19 protein-coding genes are annotated in these 18,817 nt (G+C 30.4%); 4 read left to right on the forward strand and 15 right to left on the reverse strand.

Annotated features, from left to right (window positions below):
* Positions 1-28: 28 nt before the first annotated feature.
* Positions 29-2,527, reverse strand: a complete 2,499-nt coding sequence (locus DS884_RS02015; RefSeq protein WP_113785581.1) for a zinc-dependent metalloprotease — start codon at positions 2,525-2,527, stop codon at positions 29-31.
* Between the two features lie 143 nt (positions 2,528-2,670).
* Between DS884_RS02015 and DS884_RS02020 the strand changes: the two genes are divergently transcribed.
* From DS884_RS02020 to DS884_RS02035, 4 genes are all read left to right on the forward strand, one after another.
* Positions 2,671-3,390: a DJ-1/PfpI family protein gene (locus DS884_RS02020; protein WP_113785582.1), complete on the forward strand. Its 720-nt coding sequence runs from the start codon at positions 2,671-2,673 to the stop codon at positions 3,388-3,390.
* A gap of 217 nt (positions 3,391-3,607) precedes the next feature.
* Complete coding sequence (locus tag DS884_RS02025) at positions 3,608-5,599, forward strand: protein-disulfide reductase DsbD family protein (RefSeq protein ID WP_410529723.1); 1,992 nt, start codon at positions 3,608-3,610, stop codon at positions 5,597-5,599.
* 110 nt (positions 5,600-5,709) lie between these two features.
* The gene (locus DS884_RS02030) at positions 5,710-7,671 is read left to right on the forward strand and encodes a YgiQ family radical SAM protein (RefSeq protein ID WP_113785583.1); all 1,962 of its coding nucleotides are present in this window, start codon (positions 5,710-5,712) and stop codon (positions 7,669-7,671) included.
* Between the two features lie 118 nt (positions 7,672-7,789).
* The gene (locus DS884_RS02035) at positions 7,790-8,419 is read left to right on the forward strand and encodes a porin family protein (RefSeq protein WP_093870499.1); all 630 of its coding nucleotides are present in this window, start codon (positions 7,790-7,792) and stop codon (positions 8,417-8,419) included.
* Positions 8,420-8,495: 76 nt separating this feature from the next.
* Here the strand turns inward: DS884_RS02035 and DS884_RS02040 are convergent, their stop codons facing one another.
* The 14 genes from DS884_RS02040 to DS884_RS02105 form a co-directional block, all read right to left on the reverse strand.
* Positions 8,496-9,143 carry a hypothetical protein gene (locus tag DS884_RS02040; protein ID WP_113785584.1) on the reverse strand — a complete coding sequence of 216 codons (648 nt, stop codon included), beginning with the start codon at positions 9,141-9,143 and terminating at the stop codon, positions 8,496-8,498.
* 184 nt (positions 9,144-9,327) lie between these two features.
* Positions 9,328-10,776 (reverse strand): nicotinate phosphoribosyltransferase, encoded by a 1,449-nt coding sequence (locus tag DS884_RS02045; RefSeq protein WP_113785585.1) that lies wholly within the window; start codon positions 10,774-10,776, stop codon positions 9,328-9,330.
* Between the two features lie 167 nt (positions 10,777-10,943).
* Positions 10,944-11,204, reverse strand: coding sequence for an NADAR family protein (locus DS884_RS18765; RefSeq protein WP_317047318.1), 261 nt, complete (start codon positions 11,202-11,204; stop codon positions 10,944-10,946).
* A gap of 154 nt (positions 11,205-11,358) precedes the next feature.
* Positions 11,359-11,811: a nucleoside 2-deoxyribosyltransferase domain-containing protein gene (locus DS884_RS02055; protein ID WP_113785586.1), complete on the reverse strand. Its 453-nt coding sequence runs from the start codon at positions 11,809-11,811 to the stop codon at positions 11,359-11,361.
* Positions 11,812-11,814: 3 nt separating this feature from the next.
* On the reverse strand, positions 11,815-12,540 hold the full coding sequence (locus DS884_RS02060) for a metallophosphoesterase family protein (protein ID WP_113785587.1): 726 nt from the start codon (positions 12,538-12,540) through the stop codon (positions 11,815-11,817).
* A 1-nt stretch (position 12,541) separates the two neighbouring features.
* The gene (locus DS884_RS02065; protein WP_113785588.1) at positions 12,542-13,090 is read right to left on the reverse strand and encodes a prolyl hydroxylase family protein; all 549 of its coding nucleotides are present in this window, start codon (positions 13,088-13,090) and stop codon (positions 12,542-12,544) included.
* A 5-nt stretch (positions 13,091-13,095) separates the two neighbouring features.
* Entirely contained in the window at positions 13,096-13,632 is a 537-nt protein-coding gene (locus tag DS884_RS02070) for an RNA 2'-phosphotransferase (RefSeq protein ID WP_113785589.1), read from the reverse strand.
* The gene (locus tag DS884_RS02075) at positions 13,629-14,066 is read right to left on the reverse strand and encodes a macro domain-containing protein (protein ID WP_113785590.1); all 438 of its coding nucleotides are present in this window, start codon (positions 14,064-14,066) and stop codon (positions 13,629-13,631) included. The genes DS884_RS02070 and DS884_RS02075 overlap by 4 nt, the downstream gene beginning before the upstream one ends.
* Positions 14,056-14,901 carry a TIGR02452 family protein gene (locus DS884_RS02080; RefSeq protein WP_113785591.1) on the reverse strand — a complete coding sequence of 282 codons (846 nt, stop codon included), beginning with the start codon at positions 14,899-14,901 and terminating at the stop codon, positions 14,056-14,058. Before DS884_RS02080 ends, DS884_RS02075 begins: the two co-directional genes overlap by 11 nt.
* Complete coding sequence (locus tag DS884_RS02085; RefSeq protein WP_113785592.1) at positions 14,898-15,533, reverse strand: DUF4291 domain-containing protein; 636 nt, start codon at positions 15,531-15,533, stop codon at positions 14,898-14,900. Before DS884_RS02085 ends, DS884_RS02080 begins: the two co-directional genes overlap by 4 nt.
* 2 nt (positions 15,534-15,535) lie before the next feature.
* Positions 15,536-15,949 (reverse strand): ADP-ribosylation/crystallin J1, encoded by a 414-nt coding sequence (locus DS884_RS02090; protein WP_113785593.1) that lies wholly within the window; start codon positions 15,947-15,949, stop codon positions 15,536-15,538.
* A complete protein-coding gene (gene prs / locus DS884_RS02095; protein ID WP_113785594.1) occupies positions 15,946-16,794 on the reverse strand; it encodes a ribose-phosphate diphosphokinase in 849 nt (282 codons plus the stop codon). The genes DS884_RS02090 and prs overlap by 4 nt, the downstream gene beginning before the upstream one ends.
* Positions 16,795-16,858: 64 nt before the next feature.
* Entirely contained in the window at positions 16,859-17,548 is a 690-nt protein-coding gene (locus DS884_RS02100) for an NUDIX domain-containing protein (RefSeq protein ID WP_113785595.1), read from the reverse strand.
* A 129-nt stretch (positions 17,549-17,677) separates the two neighbouring features.
* On the reverse strand, positions 17,678-18,808 hold the full coding sequence (locus tag DS884_RS02105) for a glycerophosphodiester phosphodiesterase (RefSeq protein ID WP_113785596.1): 1,131 nt from the start codon (positions 18,806-18,808) through the stop codon (positions 17,678-17,680).
* Between the last annotated feature and the right edge of the window lie 9 nt (positions 18,809-18,817).

The raw sequence follows: 18,817 nt of genomic DNA on the forward strand, positions 1-18,817 counted from the left end.
TTCGATTGCTGTTGTTTTTTGTAATACATTATTTTTTAGGCTTTAAAATAGTATCAATTCTATCTGCAATATCTTGTAAATGATAACGAGTTATTGTGTTTTTTGCAGGAGGAATACTTCTTTTTACATCACGTTTTAAACGCTTTAATTCACCCCTTACTACTGCTTTAATATCAGATTGATTAATAGTAACAGCAGTTTGTTTAAAGTAACCACCACTTCTTCTTGGACTCCTTTGGTTTTTCGCTTTATTTAACAAGAAGTTTAAACGATCAATATGAGCTCTTTGTAAGTTTCTTCTATAAGTATCTATTGTTTTATTAGTGTATAACTCACTCCAAATACCTTTTCTAAGATCGCCCATCATGTTTACAATAGTGTAGGCTTTGTTTCCATTTAAAACTTCATTTTCTATTAAACGAGTAAGTCTTCCAGTTTTTAATATTCTATTTAGCGTTCTTGTTTGTAAACTACTAATACGTTCTATGGAACCAGAATACTGTGTTTTTGAAATTATATTCTTGTTAATTAGCCAGTTCGGTGTTTTAAATAATTCATTATTAATAAACTTTAAAGCTTTCTTTTGATGGTTTTTAGGAACATGAACATAAACTGCACCTTTTTGATCGGAAGTTTTAAAATACTCATATACACCTCCAATATTAGAACTCACATGCCCCATATATCTATTAAACTGCCCCATTAATTGGCCATACATGGTTTTCAATTCTTTGTAATCTTCTCCATCTTCAGTAGTCCATTGTTCTAATTTAGGCAAAATACGTTGTAAGTTTTTAATACCATAAGTACTTGCTTTTATTGCATCATCACCTAAATCTTCAGTTTGTGAGCTAGGGTCAATAACATTACCAGCTTGTTGATGTCCAAATCTATAAATAGGATCGTTAGCTTTTTCAATGATCCACTTATTCAAGATAGCTTTTTCGTTTTTTGCAGAAGTGTTTAAAATTGGTCTATACCCCCAATTAATAGCGTATTTGTCATATGGACCAATATTAGGCATCATTGCTACGCCTTTATCTTCTGGCTGTGCTACGTAATTAAAACGAGCATAATCCATTATAGAAGGAGCTGTACCATATTTTTTTGTAAAATTAGCAGAGCGTAAAGAATCAACAGGATAAGCAACTGAACTTCCCATATTATGTGGTAATCCCATTGTATGTCCTACTTCATGTGAAGAAACAAAACGAATTAATCGTCCCATAATTGCATCCTTAAATTTGTTACTCCTTGCTTCAGGGTTAATAGCTGCCGTTTGAATAAAGTACCAGTTATGTAATAAACTCATTACATTATGATACCAATTTATGTCAGACTCTAAAATTTCACCAGAACGTGGATCACTAACATGCGGACCGTTAGCGTTAGGTATTGGTGAAGCCAAATAACGAACAACTGAATAACGAACATCTTCAGGGCTCCAGTCTGGATCTTCTTCTTTTGAAGGAGGATCTTTTGCTATGATTGCATTTTTAAAACCTGCAGCTTCAAAAGCAATTTGCCAGTCTTCAATTCCTTGTTTAATGTATTTACGCCACTTTTTAGGAGTAGCTCTATCAATATAGTAAACAATTTGTTTTTTTGGTTCTACTAATTCACCTCTTTTAAATTTTTGTAAATCTTCGTCTTTAACTTCTAAACGCCATCTATCTAAATAAGTAACAGATTTACTTTTTTGAGTATCTAAACCATAATCCGTTTGAGAGCTTGTAAACCAACCTACACGCTCATCAAAATAACGACGCTTCATAGGAGTTTTAGGTAATAAGATCATTGAGTTACTTAATTCTAATGAAACAGCACCTACACTTGCATTTGATGGTGGCTTATTTGAAACATATGTTTTTACATGACGAACTTCAATGTTTTTTGGATAACTACTCATGCGTTCTATGTATGAGCGATTTTTATCTACTTTAGAAATTTTATAAGCTTTTCTTCTAAATTGAGGAAGTCCTATAGCTTTTACATCGTTAGAGAATAAACTTGTAGCATCAATTACTGTTGCTGTAGAGTCTTTACTAAAAGCTTTAATAGGAAAAGCATATAAAATAGGTTCGAAATTTGAATTAACTACAGCTTCATGAATTGGTAAAATAGAGTCAGCAACTACATTATGAGATACTACTCTCAATAATATTTTTTTATGTTTTTTAACCCATCTTAAAACTTGAGTGTTTTGCTTTCCTCCGCCAAAACCAATACCATTGGCCGTTTTGGCTATTCGTGTAACCATTAACATTTCACGATTTAATAAAGAATCAGGAATTTCAAATAAGTATTTATTGTCTTTAGAATGGACTTTAAATAAACCGTTGTCTGTTTTGTGCTCTTTGGTAACTACTTTACCATATGGTTGTATACCTTTTTTAGTAGGCTTTTTTTTGGGAGTAGTCGTTACTTTTTTATCATTTTTTTTCTTTCTTCTTTGTGCTTCAGAGTTTAAAGTTATTCCTAAAGAAAAAAATACAAATAAAATAGTTGAGAGTATTTTTTTTGTCATTGTGTATGTATTGAAAAAATTGGACTCGAAGTTAAGGAAAAGGCTATTGATAGGTTCTTAATTAAATGTTAAAGAGAAATTTAAACAGATTTATAGAATTGATATAAAAAATGTAATTTTAAAGCTTAATTAAAATATAAAAAATGAAGAGTATCTCTTATTTGTTACTGATAATTATATTGGTGAGCTGCAATCCTATTAAAAAAGAAGTAGTTAAAAAGGAATTTCCTAAGTTAGAAGCAGATAGGTATAATGTTGCTTTTTTAATTATGGATGGTACTTTTAATACAGAATTAACTGCTCCGTTTGATATTTTTCAGCATACTATTTTTAGAAAAGGGATTAAAGCAATGAATGTTTTTACAGTTGCTGATACAGATGAGTTTATTACAACTTTTGAAGGAATGAAAATTATACCAGATTTTAATTATTTAAAAGATAGTTTACCTAAAATAGACATCTTGGTTGTACCAAGTGCCGAACATCATTTAGATACTGATTTGGAAAATAAAAATCTTATAAAATTTGTTAAAGAAGTAGCTGTAAATGCTCAATATGTAACCTCACATTGTGATGGTGCTTTTATACTAGCAAAGGCTGGTCTTTTAAAAGGAAAGGTTTCTACTACATTTCCTTCAGATATTGATAAAATGAGAGAAATGTTTCCTGATTTAGATATACGAAAAGAAGTGTTATTTGTTCATGATGGGAAGTTTATAACTTCAGCAGGAGGAGCAAAATCATTTGAAGCGGCTCTGTATTTGTGTGAATATTTATATGGTAAAGAGATAACAAAAAAGTTAGCAGGAGGATTGGTGATTGATTGGAATCTTGATAAGGTACCACATTTAATTATGAAATAAAATAATGTATTTAGACTAAAAAGTGAAGCGTTTTTTAACAAAGTAGGGTAAGTAAATGTTTGTTTGTTAAATAGTGAGAAATAGGTTTATACCTTTGTTTAATGAAGAAACAAGTGTAACATTTGTTACATATATTACTATCATATTTGGTAATATTGCAACTCTTGAATTTTTTAGAATTCATTTATAAAAACTAATACTAACAACACCTAACTATATGAAATCTCTTATAAATTTAAAATTTATAATTAAAACACAACTACTAGTTTTATTTCTGCTATTAGCACCTATAAAAAAAGTTAATTCTCAAATATTTGAACCAGTAAAATGGTCAACATCCGTAGAGAAAATTTCTGAAAAAGAATATAATTTAGTCGCAACTGCTGTTATTGAAAGCGGATGGAATATTTATTCTCAAAAGGTAGCTAAGGGTGGACCAATACCTACTACTTTTTTCTTTAATGAAAAAGATGGATATACTCTAAGTGGAAAAACTATAGAGGAAGAGGGGCATACTAAAATGGATCCTACCTTTAATATAAAGGTGAAATCTTTCAGTAATAAAGCAAAATTTGTTCAACGTGTTAAATTAATAAATGATAAAAAAACGATTGATGCATCTGTAGAGTTTATGGTTTGCATGGCAACTAGATGTTTGCCCCCAAAAGAGGTTGATTTAATTTTTGATTTAACAAAAGCAAAAAAAGTTGTTGCTAAAAAAGTTAGTTCAAGTAAAAAGAATGAAAGTGAAAAAGGATTATTAGCTATATTTTTCATAGCTTTTTTATCTGGTTTTGCAGCTTTATTAACACCTTGTGTGTTTCCAATGATACCCATGACAGTTAGTTTTTTTACGAAGCAAAGTAAAAATAAATCACAAGGAATTAGAAATGCAATTATTTATGGTATAGCGATTATCGCAATTTATGTTTTATTAGGGTCGGTAGTTACTTGGGCTTTTGGAGCTGATTCATTAAATGCATTATCAACAAATGTATGGTTTAATTTAATTTTCTTTCTATTACTTGTTGTTTTTGCAATATCCTTTTTAGGGGCTTTTGAATTAACACTACCGAGTTCTTGGAGTACAAAAGTAGATTCACAGGCTGATAGAGGAGGCTTAGTAGGTATCTTTTTTATGGCATTGGCATTAGCAATTGTGTCTTTTTCATGTACAGGACCAATTGTGGGAACATTGTTAGTAGAGTCAGCGTCAAAAGGAGGAATTGCTCCAATTGTTGGGATGTTAGGGTTTTCATCGGCTATTGCATTGCCATTTACATTATTTGCTATTTTTCCTGGTTGGATGAATTCATTACCAAAATCAGGAGGCTGGTTAAATACCGTAAAAGTAGTTTTAGGGTTTTTAGAGTTAGCATTAGCTTTTAAATTTTTATCGAATGCTGACATGGTATTAGACTTACATTTATTAGAACGTGAAGTGTTTTTAGCTATATGGATAGCGATTTTCGCTGCACTTTCATTGTATTTATTTGGTAAAATTCAATTACCACATGATTCACCACTTAAGCATATTTCTGTTGGGAGATTAAGTTTAGGATTATTATCATTAGGGTTTACAGTATATATGTTGCCAGGTTTATGGGGAGCTCCATTAAATTTAATAAGTGCTTTCCCTCCTCCACAAGATTATAGTGAATCTCCATATGGAGTTGGTTATCAAAAATTAGCAACTATTAAAAATGTAGTAACTAATTCTGAATCTTCAAAGACCTCGCATAGTGGTTTACCAGATGGAGCACACATGAAGCCACCATATGATATCTTAGTTTTTAATGATTATGATAAAGGTTTGGCATATGCTAAAGAAGTAAATAAACCAGTATTAATAGATTTTACAGGAAAGGCATGTGTAAATTGTAGAAAAATGGAGCAAAATGTTTGGGCTAAGGATAAAGTTTTATCGGTGCTTAAAAATGATGTAGTATTAATTTCTTTATATGTAGATGATAAAAGGGCTCTTGAGGAAGATGAAGTTGTTGAGTCAAAATTACGACCAGGGAAGAAATTACGTTATATTGGGCAAAAATGGAGTGAATTACAAACAATTAAATACAAAACGAACTCACAACCTTATTATGTATTAATTGATGCCAAAGGAGAAAATTTAATTGATCCTGTAGCATATACACCAAACGTAGATGAATATCATAACTGGTTAAAAACAGGAATAGCTGCTTATAAATAGAGAAAAAACAATTAAAATATATAAAGCCTCATTATTTCATAATAATGAGGCTTTTCTTTTAAAGCTATAAAGAGAAACAATAAACTAAAACATCGTACCTTTGCAACGGCATGAGAATTAGACGACTTTCAGATTGGTTACCTACAACAAATAAAGAGGTAAAATTACGTGGATGGGATGAATTAGATGTAATCCTATTTAGTGGTGATGCATATGTAGATCATCCATCTTTTGGACCTGCGGTTATTGGACGTATTTTAGAAAGTTACGGTTTGCGTGTAGCTATTGTTCCACAACCTAGCGTACATGATAATTTACAAGACTTTGTTAAGTTAGGAAGACCGCGATTATTTTTTGCGGTTACTGCTGGTTGTATGGATTCTATGGTAAGTAACTATACGGCAAGTAAAAAACGTAGAGATAAAGATGCATATACTCCTAATGGAGATAAAGGGTTTAGACCCGATTATGCAACAACTGTGTACTCAAAAATATTAAAAGAGAAATTTCCAGATGTGCCTGTTTTAATTGGTGGTATTGAAGCATCATTACGAAGAGTTACTCATTATGATTATTGGTCAAATAAATTGATGCCATCTATTTTAGAAGAGTCAGGAGCCGATATGCTAGTGTATGGAATGGGAGAGCAACCTCTTAGAGAATTAGTAGAATTACTTCAAAAGGGTGTTCCATTTTCAAGCTTAAAAACTATTAAACAAACTGCTGTTTTATTAGGGGAGTATGAAAAAATACCTAAAAATAAAAACTGGAAAGATGTTGAAATTTCATCTCATGAAAAATGTTTGAAAGATAAAAAGGCATATGCTTCTAATTTTAAAGTTATAGAACAAGAATCTAATAAATTATATGCTAGAAGAATTTTTCAAAATATAAAAGATAAGAAGTTGATGATTAATCCGCCATACCCAACAATGACGGAAAAGGAAATAGATGCTTCTTTTGATTTACCTTTTACTAGAATGCCTCACCCTAAATACAATAAAAGAGGGGCTATACCTGCATATGAAATGATAAAGTTTTCTGTAAATATTCATAGAGGATGTTTTGGAGGATGTAGTTTCTGTACGATTTCCGCGCATCAAGGAAAATTTATAGCAAGTAGAAGTCAAGAATCTGTTTTGAAAGAAGTAGATGAGTTAACTAAAATGGATGATTTTAAAGGGTACTTATCAGACATTGGAGGTCCATCAGCAAATATGTACCAGATGAAAGGTAAGGTGCAATCTATTTGTGATAAATGTGTAGCTCCATCTTGTATTTCACCTGTAATATGTAGCAACTTAGATACATCGCATAAACCCTTAACGGAGTTGTATCAAGCTGTTGACAAGCATCCAAAAATTAAGAAATCATTCATAGGTAGTGGTATAAGGCATGATATGTTAGTACCCGAGTTTAACAAAAATGCAGATCCTAAAGAATTAGATGCGTATACTGAGGAAGTAATGACTAAACATGTTTCTGGGCGATTGAAAGTTGCACCTGAACATACTTCTGATCCAGTTTTAAAATTAATGAGAAAACCTTCATTTACTTATTTCCATAAGTTTAAAGATAGGTTTGATAAAATTAACATAAAGAAAAAGTTAAATCTTCAATTAATACCTTACTTTATTTCAAGTCACCCAGCTTGCGAACCAGAGGATATGGCAAACTTGGCAGCTGAAACAAAAGATATGGGATTTCAGTTAGAACAGGTGCAGGATTTTACACCAACACCAATGACAGTTGCTACAGTAATTTATTATAGTGGATATCATCCATATACATTAAAAGAGGTTGGTACCCCTAAAACAAAGCAAGAAAAGTTAGAGCAGCACAAATTTTTCTTTTGGTATAAAAAGGAAAATAGAAAGTGGATAAAAGATAAACTAACGAAAGTAGGTAGAACAGATTTATTAAAGAAGTTAATACCTGCGGATGATTCTTGGCGTAAAAATAAACCTCAAAAAACAAGAAATACTTTTGATGATACAGTAACCTTCAATCCTAAATCAAAAAGATCTAGAGGGAAATCTAAAGAAGGTTTTAAAAAGAAGAGGAGAAGGTAACTAACGTTTCTATAAAAATATATAACTTCCTAAGTTTGAAAAAAGAATAATATTAGAATAATTTTTTTAAGACCTTTAAAGTATTTATTTTCGCTCGCGAATTTTAAAAATATTTTTTATGAAAAAGTTATTATTGATACTAGTATTATCAATTACAGGAGCAACAAGTTATGCTCAAAAATCAGGAGATTTTGAATTTGGAGGTAATTTAGGAGTTAATTTTTCAAACTTACAAGTTAGTTCAGGTGGAATAAACAATTTATCTACAGATTACACAACAAGTTTTAACATTGCAGCAACTGGAGAATATTATTTTTCTGACCGTTGGGGAATTAAAGGAAAGTTGATTTTTGATCAAAAAGGTTGGGGTAATGGTTTTTTTGAAAGTAGCAATGGAGCTAGAGTTATTACTGACTATAAGTTAAGTTATTTAACTTTACCATTAATGGCAAACTGGCATTTTGGTTCTGAAAGAAATTGGTATATAAATTTTGGACTTTATCTAGGTCTTTTATTAGACGCTGAAACATTAGATGTAAAAACTAATTTACCATTAATAGACGCATTTAATAGCACAGATGTTGGTTTAGCACTTGGAATAGGATATAAATTCCCTGTAAATGAAAGCACAAATCTTTTCTTTGAACTTGATGGCCAAGCAGGTTTTACTTCTGTATTTAAAGAGGCTACAACATCTTCAAGAAATAATAGAAGTGCACTAAATTTTGGAGTTTTATTTTCATTATAGATTTAAAAAAGTAAAAATAAATTTAAAAGACTGCTTGTGAAAGCAGTCTTTTTTTGTGAAAAGTTTGCGTGATTTTTTATTTTTTTTGAGGTTTGTACTTTCTACTATGATAACTAATATAAAATGTACCTATAATTGAAGGAAGTATCCAAGAAATTATGTTTCCTAACCCTAGTCCAGCAACTATAAAAGCTGTTACTGAAGCAATTAATGCTCCGGATATTTTACCTATGTGGCTTATTAGCCAGGCATTCTTTTTTTCTTTAAAATTTTTAAAAAACAAAAAATCTTTAATAGTCATTAATGTACCAAAGCCACCAAAGAAAAGGTATAAAATACTGTTTTCTATCTTTTGTATAAAGCCTAACAAACCTAAACCTATCATCAGTAAAGAAATTACGAACATACTTCCTGAAATCAATTTATCAAGATTATTTGCTTCTAATTTTTGCTTAGGTTTAAATGTTAAGGCACGATTACCAACTAACACTAGGTAAATAGTAAATAAGCCTATTAAAAACAAAAAAGGATTTTCATGATTTGGCATACAGGCAATAGGTAATGATATAATTGAACTAGTAAACATACCTATAGAAAATAGTTTCCCTAATTTTTTATGTATTGGACTTCCTTTTTTTACAATACTACTACCTATTCCAGTTATTAAGCCTAGCCCTCCAAAAAATGCATGTATGTAGATAAAAATCTTTATTGTTTCTTCCATGTGTTAGTTTGTTTATTTGATAGTGCAAATATGAAATAAATGGTTCTTAGCTGATATTAATTTTTACTGAGTTGTACTTTTTTATAACTGAATTGTAAAAAGCTTTTTTATGTACTTTTTTTAAGTAAAAAAGCACAAGTATATAATTACTTGTGCTTTTGGAAGGAATAAATTTGATTCTTATTTATACTATTCTTTTTCTAATGTCACTTAATTTCTCATTAACCAACAATTTTCCATCTCTGAAAACTTCTTTTAGTTCACCTTGTTTTTCTTCTTCCCAACTAACTTGGTCATATAATTTGTACTCTCCTTCTTCTAATGTTATTTTTAATAAGCCCTTAGCAGATTTTTTAGTACCATCATCAGTAATTGGATCTTTAAAAATTTCTCGCCCTTTACCAGCAACTTCACCATAAGTGGCTTTCATTGCAAAACCAAATGTATCACGTGTATTGTATTGATATGTAAAAGAACCAATTCCTAGTACTACATTAGTAGATGCAAACCCTTTTTGTTTTAAGCGTTCACAAATTTGTGTAGCTCTATCTAAAGTTATGCTATCTCCATAAATAGCACCTATATGACTGTCTAATTCTTTATACCCTTTTGTATTAGTGTTTCCTCCAAAAGTCTCCCAAAGCAATTCAATAACACCTTTTTGCGCTTCAATTGTTTTCCCATTTGGGTTTCCACAAATAATGTCAACAGGATCTCCACTGTCAGGTCTAATAACTACTTTACCATTTCTTGTTAGAACTTCTTTTTTTAAATTTGGTAAATATTCGGTTAGTACTTTCCATAAATCCCAGGTGTCAGAAACAATAGAAACAATTCCATTAGGGTATACCTCAGTAATTAATCGTTTAAAAGTTTCTTCTTCACCAGTGTTAGTTCCCATGCACATTACAGAATGTTCTGTAGCAGCAACTGAACCACCAATTAATTCGGTATCAGAATTTGCATTATAATAGGTTTCGAAAAAATCTATGGTAGGAATAGTGTCAGTTCCTGTAAAGCTTAAAAGATGCCCTGCTGAACTCATAATAGCAGCTTCTAATCCAGCCATTCCTCTCATAGAAAAATCATGACCTTGCCAATCTACAAATTCAGGAATAGATGAAGTTTCTTGTGCGTATTTATCTAATATTTTTCTATATTTCTTAGCAATAGTAGCTGAATTGCAAGGTAACCAAACTGTTGTAGATAGTAATGTTTCAAAATAATTAGTTAACCAAAAGAACTCTGGTAAAGTATTATACATAGTAAACATTGGAACTCTTATAGGAACTTCAACTCCTTCTGGTAATGCTTTTATAGCCATTGGAATATATCCTAAATCATGCAAGTCTTCTATGTGTTTTATACCTACTAAGTTTTCCCCTAAATAATTATTTATTCTTCTTCTATATTTTTTACAGACTTCGTTTTTAGATTTATTAAAAAAATTTGTTTGAAATTCTTCGATAATGTATTTTTTTATGAAGTATTGCAATCCGAAAAAAACAACTTTATCAATTCCTTCAATTCTACTTTTTCTAGGAGTCCAGTTTGAATATACTAGAGTTGTTTGATTAGGGTATTGTCTTCTGTGGTCTACCTTGTAACCGTCTGTGTATAATAAAGGATTCATAGTTAAATAATTTATATTTGCGTCAAATATACGCAAATTAAATTGGTGCTACAAATTTAAACTCTTTAATTGATCTCTTACTTCCATTAAAGCATAGCCTAAAAGATTTTCACCTTTCCAATTTTTTTTGGATTTGAAGAAACTTCATTATCTTCTGCCATACCTATTCACCATATTGGATCTACAGGGCTTGCTTTAACTAATACTCTTCTTTTTGTTTGTATTAAAAATTCTTTTAGTGCTGAATTTTGAGAGAACTTTGCATAATTACCATTTACAACAATTTGAAATCTATGACTGTTCCAAATATCGGAGTTAAAGTTCTCTACCTGTCTTCCTAATTTTTTTGCAGCTGCGGGAGATTTGCATTCAATAATTTTTTGCCTGATTCCTTCACAGTTAAATAACCTTGCTTTTTCAGCCATCATATAATGTTCAGCTGTTTTATAGGTAATGTTTTCTACAGTAAATTTAGCTTCTCACCATTGGCTAAAACAACTTTTACTTATGCTTCCATCTTTGTTAGGTTGATGTCCCCAAAAGAATAAATACTTTACTATTTTTCCAGTGTTTTGTATACTTTTAATTGTATGTTTCATAGTTTTCACTTAAATATTGAACAGCTTCATTTATAGTATTAAAAATTGATGTTTTATGTTTATTGCATAGAACTTTAATATAGCGACTTTGGTAAAATTCATTCGGGCATATTACTATTAACTTGGAAGTAGAAACATACATTCCTAATTCTACTAAAGAAATAGGTGATTTAGCGTTGGGTAAAAAGTTTAGTATTATTTTATCAGATATATCAAGTGCGTCTAGTTCCCATTTTATATGCTCTTTCATTTTAGAATTACTTAATTCATTATGGTCAATTCGAGTAGGATCAAAAAAATGCACTGAACTCCCAGTTTTATTAATTATTTCTTGTCTCCAATTACTTTGTAGATGGTAATCAATGCTTCCTGCTAAAAAGAAATATTCTTTTCCTTTCTCTTTCTTTGGTAATTTATTAGTTGAGGTATATATCATAATTTAATTCCTCCCTTTTTCTTCAGGATATAAGCTGTGTAGGCTATCACTTTGGCAATATTTTTTACTATCAATATCCATAATACTTAGATGGCCTTTAAAGGCGGCACCAGTATCAACATTCCATACATTACAACCTTGCATTGGAATCATAACATTATAATGAGTAGTAGGAGTGTGTCCAATATATATTTCCTTAAATAACTTTAACCTTTTAGGAAATAATAAGGAATCTTTTTTTATTCTTTTATCCATAGTAAGTGCCATTTCCCATAGTGTTCTATCCCAGTTGTAATTAGATTGGTGAACTTCTTGATAAGGACCGTGCATTGAAGTAAATCCTGCATGAATAAATAATCTATTTTGCTCATCTACATGAAAGAGTTTCATACGCTCCAAAAAATTTAAATGCTCACTTTTTTGTTCTGAACTATAATTCTCATAACTTTTTATAGTCATAGTGCCTCCATGGAATAACCAAGATTGGTTACTGGTACCTTCTTTCAACCAATTTTCACAATAAACATCATGATTTCCTTTAATAAAAATGCATTTATGAGTGCTCTCTAATTTTATTAAAAAATCGATGACCTGTGCAGATTCACCCCAACCATCTACATAATCCCCTAGAAAAATAAGAGTGTCTTCAGTATTTACTTTCGCTTTTTTCAAAATTTGTGGAATGGCTTTTAATCCTCCATGTATATCACCTATTACAAATGTTTTCATATTAAATTCGTTTGTACATTATATCTGTTCTGAGTACGTACTTTATACCTGAAATTATTTCTTTTCCCTCGTGCCTCAATCGATGTTTAAACACAAGAGCAGTTCCTTTTTTGGGAGAAATGGTAAATAGCTTTCTAAATTCAGTTTCACCTCCTTCAAAGTCATCATTTAAATATATGAGAAATGAAAATAAGCTTTCTTCGTTTAAATTTCTTTTAAAACTTCCATCAATATGCATTTTAAAACGTTGTCCTGATGAGTATTTATAGACTCTAAACATTTCATTGAGCTCTAATGCTTTATAAAATCCAACTTTTTGAGGAATAAACTCTTGAATTTTTATCCAAAGCTTGTCAGCTAAATTTTTGTCGAAAAAAATATATCTATCGTTATTCCGAATATTTTTATTCATTATTTGTTGACCATCAATAGAAATTTTGGCTTCTTCAAATTTTATGTTTTCATACTGATTTAAGTAGTTGTTACATTCATGTTCAGTGAAGAAGTTTTCAATGGTAAATACATCAGGGTTTAATGCAATTTTTTTCATAATCTCTAACTTTTAAGTACTATAAATTCAGAGGGAACACTATTAGTTAGCCATACATTATTTTCAGATAGATAAAACTCGTATCCTTCTAACTGCATTTCTCCTGATTTAACAGTCAAAATAATTGGTTTTCCTCTTCTACTACCAACTTTCATAGCAGTTTCTATTTCTGTACTTAAATGAACATGCTGTCTGCTCATTTTTTGTAACCCCTTATCATGAATAGCGTTCATGAATTTGGCAACAGTTCCGTGGTATAAAAATTCAGGAGGTTGAACAGGTTTTAGTTCAAGATCTATTGTTTTTAAAGAGTGCCCTTGATTCGCTCTTATTTTTGTTTTATCATCATTAAAAGTGAATCGTTTTTTATCGTTGTTAACAACTACACCTTCTAATTCATCTATAGTAAAACGAACTCCATGTTTTCTTGATTTTTGAAGTAATTCTTCAACAGTAGCCCATCCATTTGAGTCTAATTGTAATCCAATTTTTTCAGGTTGATGTCTTAATAGTAAACTTAAAAACTTACTTATTCTTTTTATATTTTTTCATTCATTGTTTTGATAGCTATTTCAGCTGCTAATTGCTTTGGAAACTTATAAATACCAGTACTTATATTAGGAAAAGCAATTGTATTCAAGTTGTTCTCTTTAGCAAGTAACAAACAGTTTACATAGCAGTTTGCTAAATTTTCTTTCTCTTTTTCAATCCTTTTCCCACCATTGTATACAGGGCCAACTGTATGTATCACCTTTTTTGAAGGAAGATTACCAGCTGTTGTAATCACAGCCTCTCCAATTTTACATTTCCCTTGCCTATTTCTTATTTTTTGACATTCTTCAAGTATAGTTTTCCCACCAGCTCTATGTATGGCGCCATCAACACCGCCACCACCTAATAAACTGGAATTAGCTGCATTTACTATTGCATCAACTTTTATTTTTGTAATATCCCCTTGAATTAAATTAATTTTCATAGCAAATTTCTTTATTGAACACAGATTTAAATGCATTTATATACTTATCGTTTTTAGCATAAATAGCAAATACAATATGCTTAAATTGGTTTTTAAATCTATTACTTAGATGCTTATGGAATAAAGTAGCGATAATTTCAGGATCGTTTTGAAACACTCCACATCCCCAAGCTCCTAATATTAATGTTTCATAGTCTTCTTTAGCACATATAGACAACATCTTTTCAATTCTTAAATCCATTATATCGGTAATAGAATCTAACAAATGCTGCTCTTTTAATTTTATTACGCCTTTATTCACAGCTGCTGAGGTAATAAAACCGCAAGAGGTATAGTTTTTAATTAAGTCACCTTTTCGATTTCTGAAAACAGGAACATTAGGACTATGAATCATACTATCGGTATAAATACATGATTTCATATTTCTGTGGGTAGTGTAAAATTCATAAGCTTTCATTTGACTTGCATATAAAGCTGAAGAAACAGATAAACTTTCCTCTTGAGCTAATGCACCGTTTAAAAAACCTCCACCAGGATTTTTGGCAGAAGCAAAATTTAAACACATTATTTTATTATCAATCTTTTTTGATAATCTTAATATACTAGTAATTGAATCTTCGTTGATAACAGTAAATTCAGTTTTAACATTATTTTTTAAATCAACTGTTTTTTTTAGACTATCTAACTCTATTGAAGTAAAAAACCTAGTATTACTTATTGATTTTTCAATTTCAGAACCTATCGTTATATTATTGTTTTCTGTGTCTAAATAAAAACCTTGTTCGATTATATTTAGTGTTTCTTGTGCTTTTATTTTTCTTGTTGACTTTTTCATAGCAATTTTAACCTTTTATTCACTTCATTATTTTTACTTATAAAAGGCTTCTCTTCAGGTACTATTAGTTTATCTAATTCTTTATTTAAAACGTGCTGATGTTGCTCTTTAACAAATTGAGAAATGTCTTCAATTTCTATAATGTCTTCAGTTGCATACTTTATGATTTCATTATTTCTAATTCCAATTTGTATAGCTCTTCTATCTATTTTATCTCCATAAGGATTATGATCAGGGTCCCATTGTAAACGTATTGAAGAATTTTTTACCTGCTCTTGCCAGTTTTCACGCGTTGTATAAATGTCTTCTTGATAATTAGAATAAACAGCTTTACTTAAATAACGTTCAAAAGCTTCTTTTTTTAGGTGAATAGCTAAAACGATTTCTTGCCCTTCTTTTGTACCCCAACCATTTCTGTACATCATCCATAAAAAGTTAGGTTTTATCCATGTCATACGTGTATATTTAAAAGGTCCACCGAAGTATTGGTTGTTCATAGCAAAATTCCCAATAGCTGGACGATATGATTGGTATACAACCACTTTTTCGTCATCATACTGTGCCATTATGTGATGTCCTTCTTTTGGCCACTCTTTTATTTGTTCTTTATATAGCTTTGTTTTAAGTTTCATTTTTATGTTTTTAATTGGTCAATATGTAATTGTACCAGATCATTTTCTGTTTGTTTAAATTTTTCTCCAATAAAAACTTTTATAATTTCTATTTTATTAATAATGTTCTGGTTGAAGTTTTCTAAGTTTTCAGAAGGAACCCAAAGTTCATTATGAATTTTTCCACCAACATTTTCTACTTTATACTTCTTGAACTCTTCTTCAGTAATTTCAAATTTTGTTACAAAACCTAAATAGTTACCAAATTCATCTGTTGTATTCCATTTTGAAGCTATTTCAGCAGCATACTCTTCATTTAAAACAGGATAGAATATTGGTTGCCATTCAAGTCTTGGAGGGAAAGCTTTGTAATCATTTTCAGCAATTAAAATTAATTCCTTCTCACCGATAGGTCTGTATAATGTTCTTGTTTTCATAACTCATTTTTTATTACTTCTTCTAATTTTATTTGTATACAATTTTCTCCATCAAAAGTTTTAAAGCTATCAGTGGTGAAAATTTCAGAAAAATGTTTTTTAAGTTCCTCAAACCCTTTACTAAATATCCCATGGCTTACAGCTAAGTATAAATTTCCAGCATTTTTAGATTTTAATTCTTGTGCTAAGCCTAAAAAAGTACCACCACCATCACAAATATCATCTACAAGTAAACAATCTCTCCCTTTTAAATCTTCAGCATATACTTTGAAACCTGATAATTTTCCTGTTTTTATATCTCTACTTTTTGAGCATTCTACCACTTCATAGTTTTGTAAATAAGAAGCTACTTTATATATTTTTTTTAAAGCTCCACCATCTGGTGATATTAATATTAATTCTTCTGATAGTTTATTAGTAACTAGTTCTATAAATTTATAATTGTCAATTACCTTACAGTTATTTAGTAGGGCAGGAGTAACTTCTGAATGCGGGTCAAAAACAGTAACCGATTGGTAGTTTTGACTATTAATAACTTCTGCATATACTTTTACCGATAACGGTTCACCACTTGTCATTAATCTATCTTGACGTGCCGCTGGAAAATAGGGGAGTACCAAATTTAATTTTTCAACTCCCATATTTTTAAGTGCATTGGTAGCCAGTAAAAGAGTTCCAATATCATTAAATGATTGAACACGATGTGTAATAGTAACTTGTTCTATGTTTTCTAAATCAGCTATGATTTTAATATGCGGTTCACCTCCTGAAAAGGTGAAAAATTCAAATTCGATACTGTTAGAATTACCAAAAGGAACGAATTGTTTATCTAAATTTAAAATCATATTGCGTTATTTTTACGCAAAAATAGAAAAGTTTTTTAGTTTAGAAAAATATTTTGTGTTTTTTTTACGCAAACTTAATTTCGAAGTGGAATCCGTTCTCTTCTAGTTCTTTATATTTTTCGTCATTAAACTTGAAAAGTTTTGCTGGACGACCACTTGAAGGTTGGTGAATTTTATCAGTTTCAGTTAGAATACCAAAACTGAGTATTTTTTTTCTAAAATTGCGACGGTCAATTTTTCTGTTTAAAATAGTTTGATAGAGGTTTTCTAAATCAGAGAAAGGAAATTCGTTATTTAATAATTCAAAACCAATAGGTTGGTAGTTGATTTTATTTTGTAGTCTTCTTAAGGCAGTTTTTAAAATGATATCATGATCAAAAGCAAGTTCAGGGAGTTTACTTATAGAAAACCATTGTGCTTCATCAGCGTCTGTATCTGCAGAAATTTTAAAATTATTTGGACTCACTAAGCCAAAATAAGTTACTGATACTACTCTGTTACGGGGATCACGTCCAGGTTTTCCAAATGTGTATAATTGTTCTAAATAATCGATTGTAACTCCTGTTTCTTCAGCTAGTTCTCTTTGAACGGCATCTTCTAAAGATTCGTTTTCTAAAACTAATCCACCAGGTAATGCCCATGATCCTTTGAAGGGTTGAACCCCTCTTTTAATTAATAAAACGGACAGCTCTTTTTGTTCGTAACCAAATACAACAGCATCTACGGCAACTTTAATATTTTGTGGTATCTTCATTAGTGTTGAATTTACACAAAATTACGAAAGTTTTATTTGTTTTTGTAAAATAGAAGTCTTGATTATAGTAAAAAACCTTCGATCTTAGTGAAAGAAGGTTTTTTAATTAGGGGACTATGTAGTGTAACGTTATTTCTTTTTCCATGTTTTTAAAGCGTTAATCGCTTCGTTTGTGTAATCAGTAAATAAACCGTCAACACCTACATCAAAAAATAAATGATATTCAGCTTCGGGGTTTTTGTTACTCCATTGTGTATTCTCATTTCTAAAAGTATATGGATGTACCAGTAAGTTATTTTTATGAGCAAGTTTAACAAAGTTCGTTGGTGGTAGTAAAGTATGCGTTCCTTTTTCATTTGTTTTATATGAAATAATAAAAGGTTTCCATGGTCCAATTCCGTCAGCATAGGTAGCGGTGAATTTCATGCCTTCTTCGGTTGTAAAGAACTCATAAGTTCTTTGATCTCCTTTTACATGAAAATCATAAGGGGCTACGTAAGATATAAAATCACCTTGTGGTACGTTGAAATTTAATGAGCCATCTTTGTTAATGTTGTATGTAGAGATTAGTTGCACTAGTTTTACAGATAGTTTAGTGTTTAAATATTGTAAAGGTTCAACTTCAAAGCACTGAACAAATACAAGAGAGTCTTTGTCATCTAGATTATTTTCTTGTAAAGCTTCAATTAGTTTATTTTCCATAAAGTGGGAACCAAAAACAGAATTATGGAAATAGGGGTGCTTAATTTCAGGATAAATACCTACTGGTTTTGTTATGTTTTTAGAGTGAGAAATGGTTAAGTCTATTACTTCTTTAAATGTTGGGATATTAAATTGATCATCAAAATTAGTGGGTCTTCCGTTATAAGCTTGTTTGGCTTTTAATTTTTTTATTTGAGCCAATGTAAAATCAATAACAAACCAATCCGTAACCATTTTTCCGTCTACGTTTTTTGTAGTTTTTAAGTTAGCAAATTCGGCAACTTCTGAAACATTAGTAGTACCAGACAACATAGGTTCATGCCTAACAATTAAATGACCATCTTTTGTAAGTACTAAATCAGGTTCAATAAAATCAGCGCCTAATTCAATAGCTTTTTTATAACCTTTAATGGTATGTTCAGGTAATATTGACTGTGCGCCTCTATGGGCTATTATTACTATTTCTTTTGAGTTTTGATTATTTACTTCTTGATCTTTACAAGAGATTGTAATAATGAAAAGTAAAAGTAAAAAAGGAGATAAAGTTGATAGTTTCATGAGGGAATT

Source organism: Tenacibaculum sp. E3R01, from assembly GCF_003318185.1.
In the GTDB taxonomy this organism is placed as follows: Bacteria; Bacteroidota; Bacteroidia; order Flavobacteriales; family Flavobacteriaceae; genus Polaribacter; species Polaribacter halocynthiae.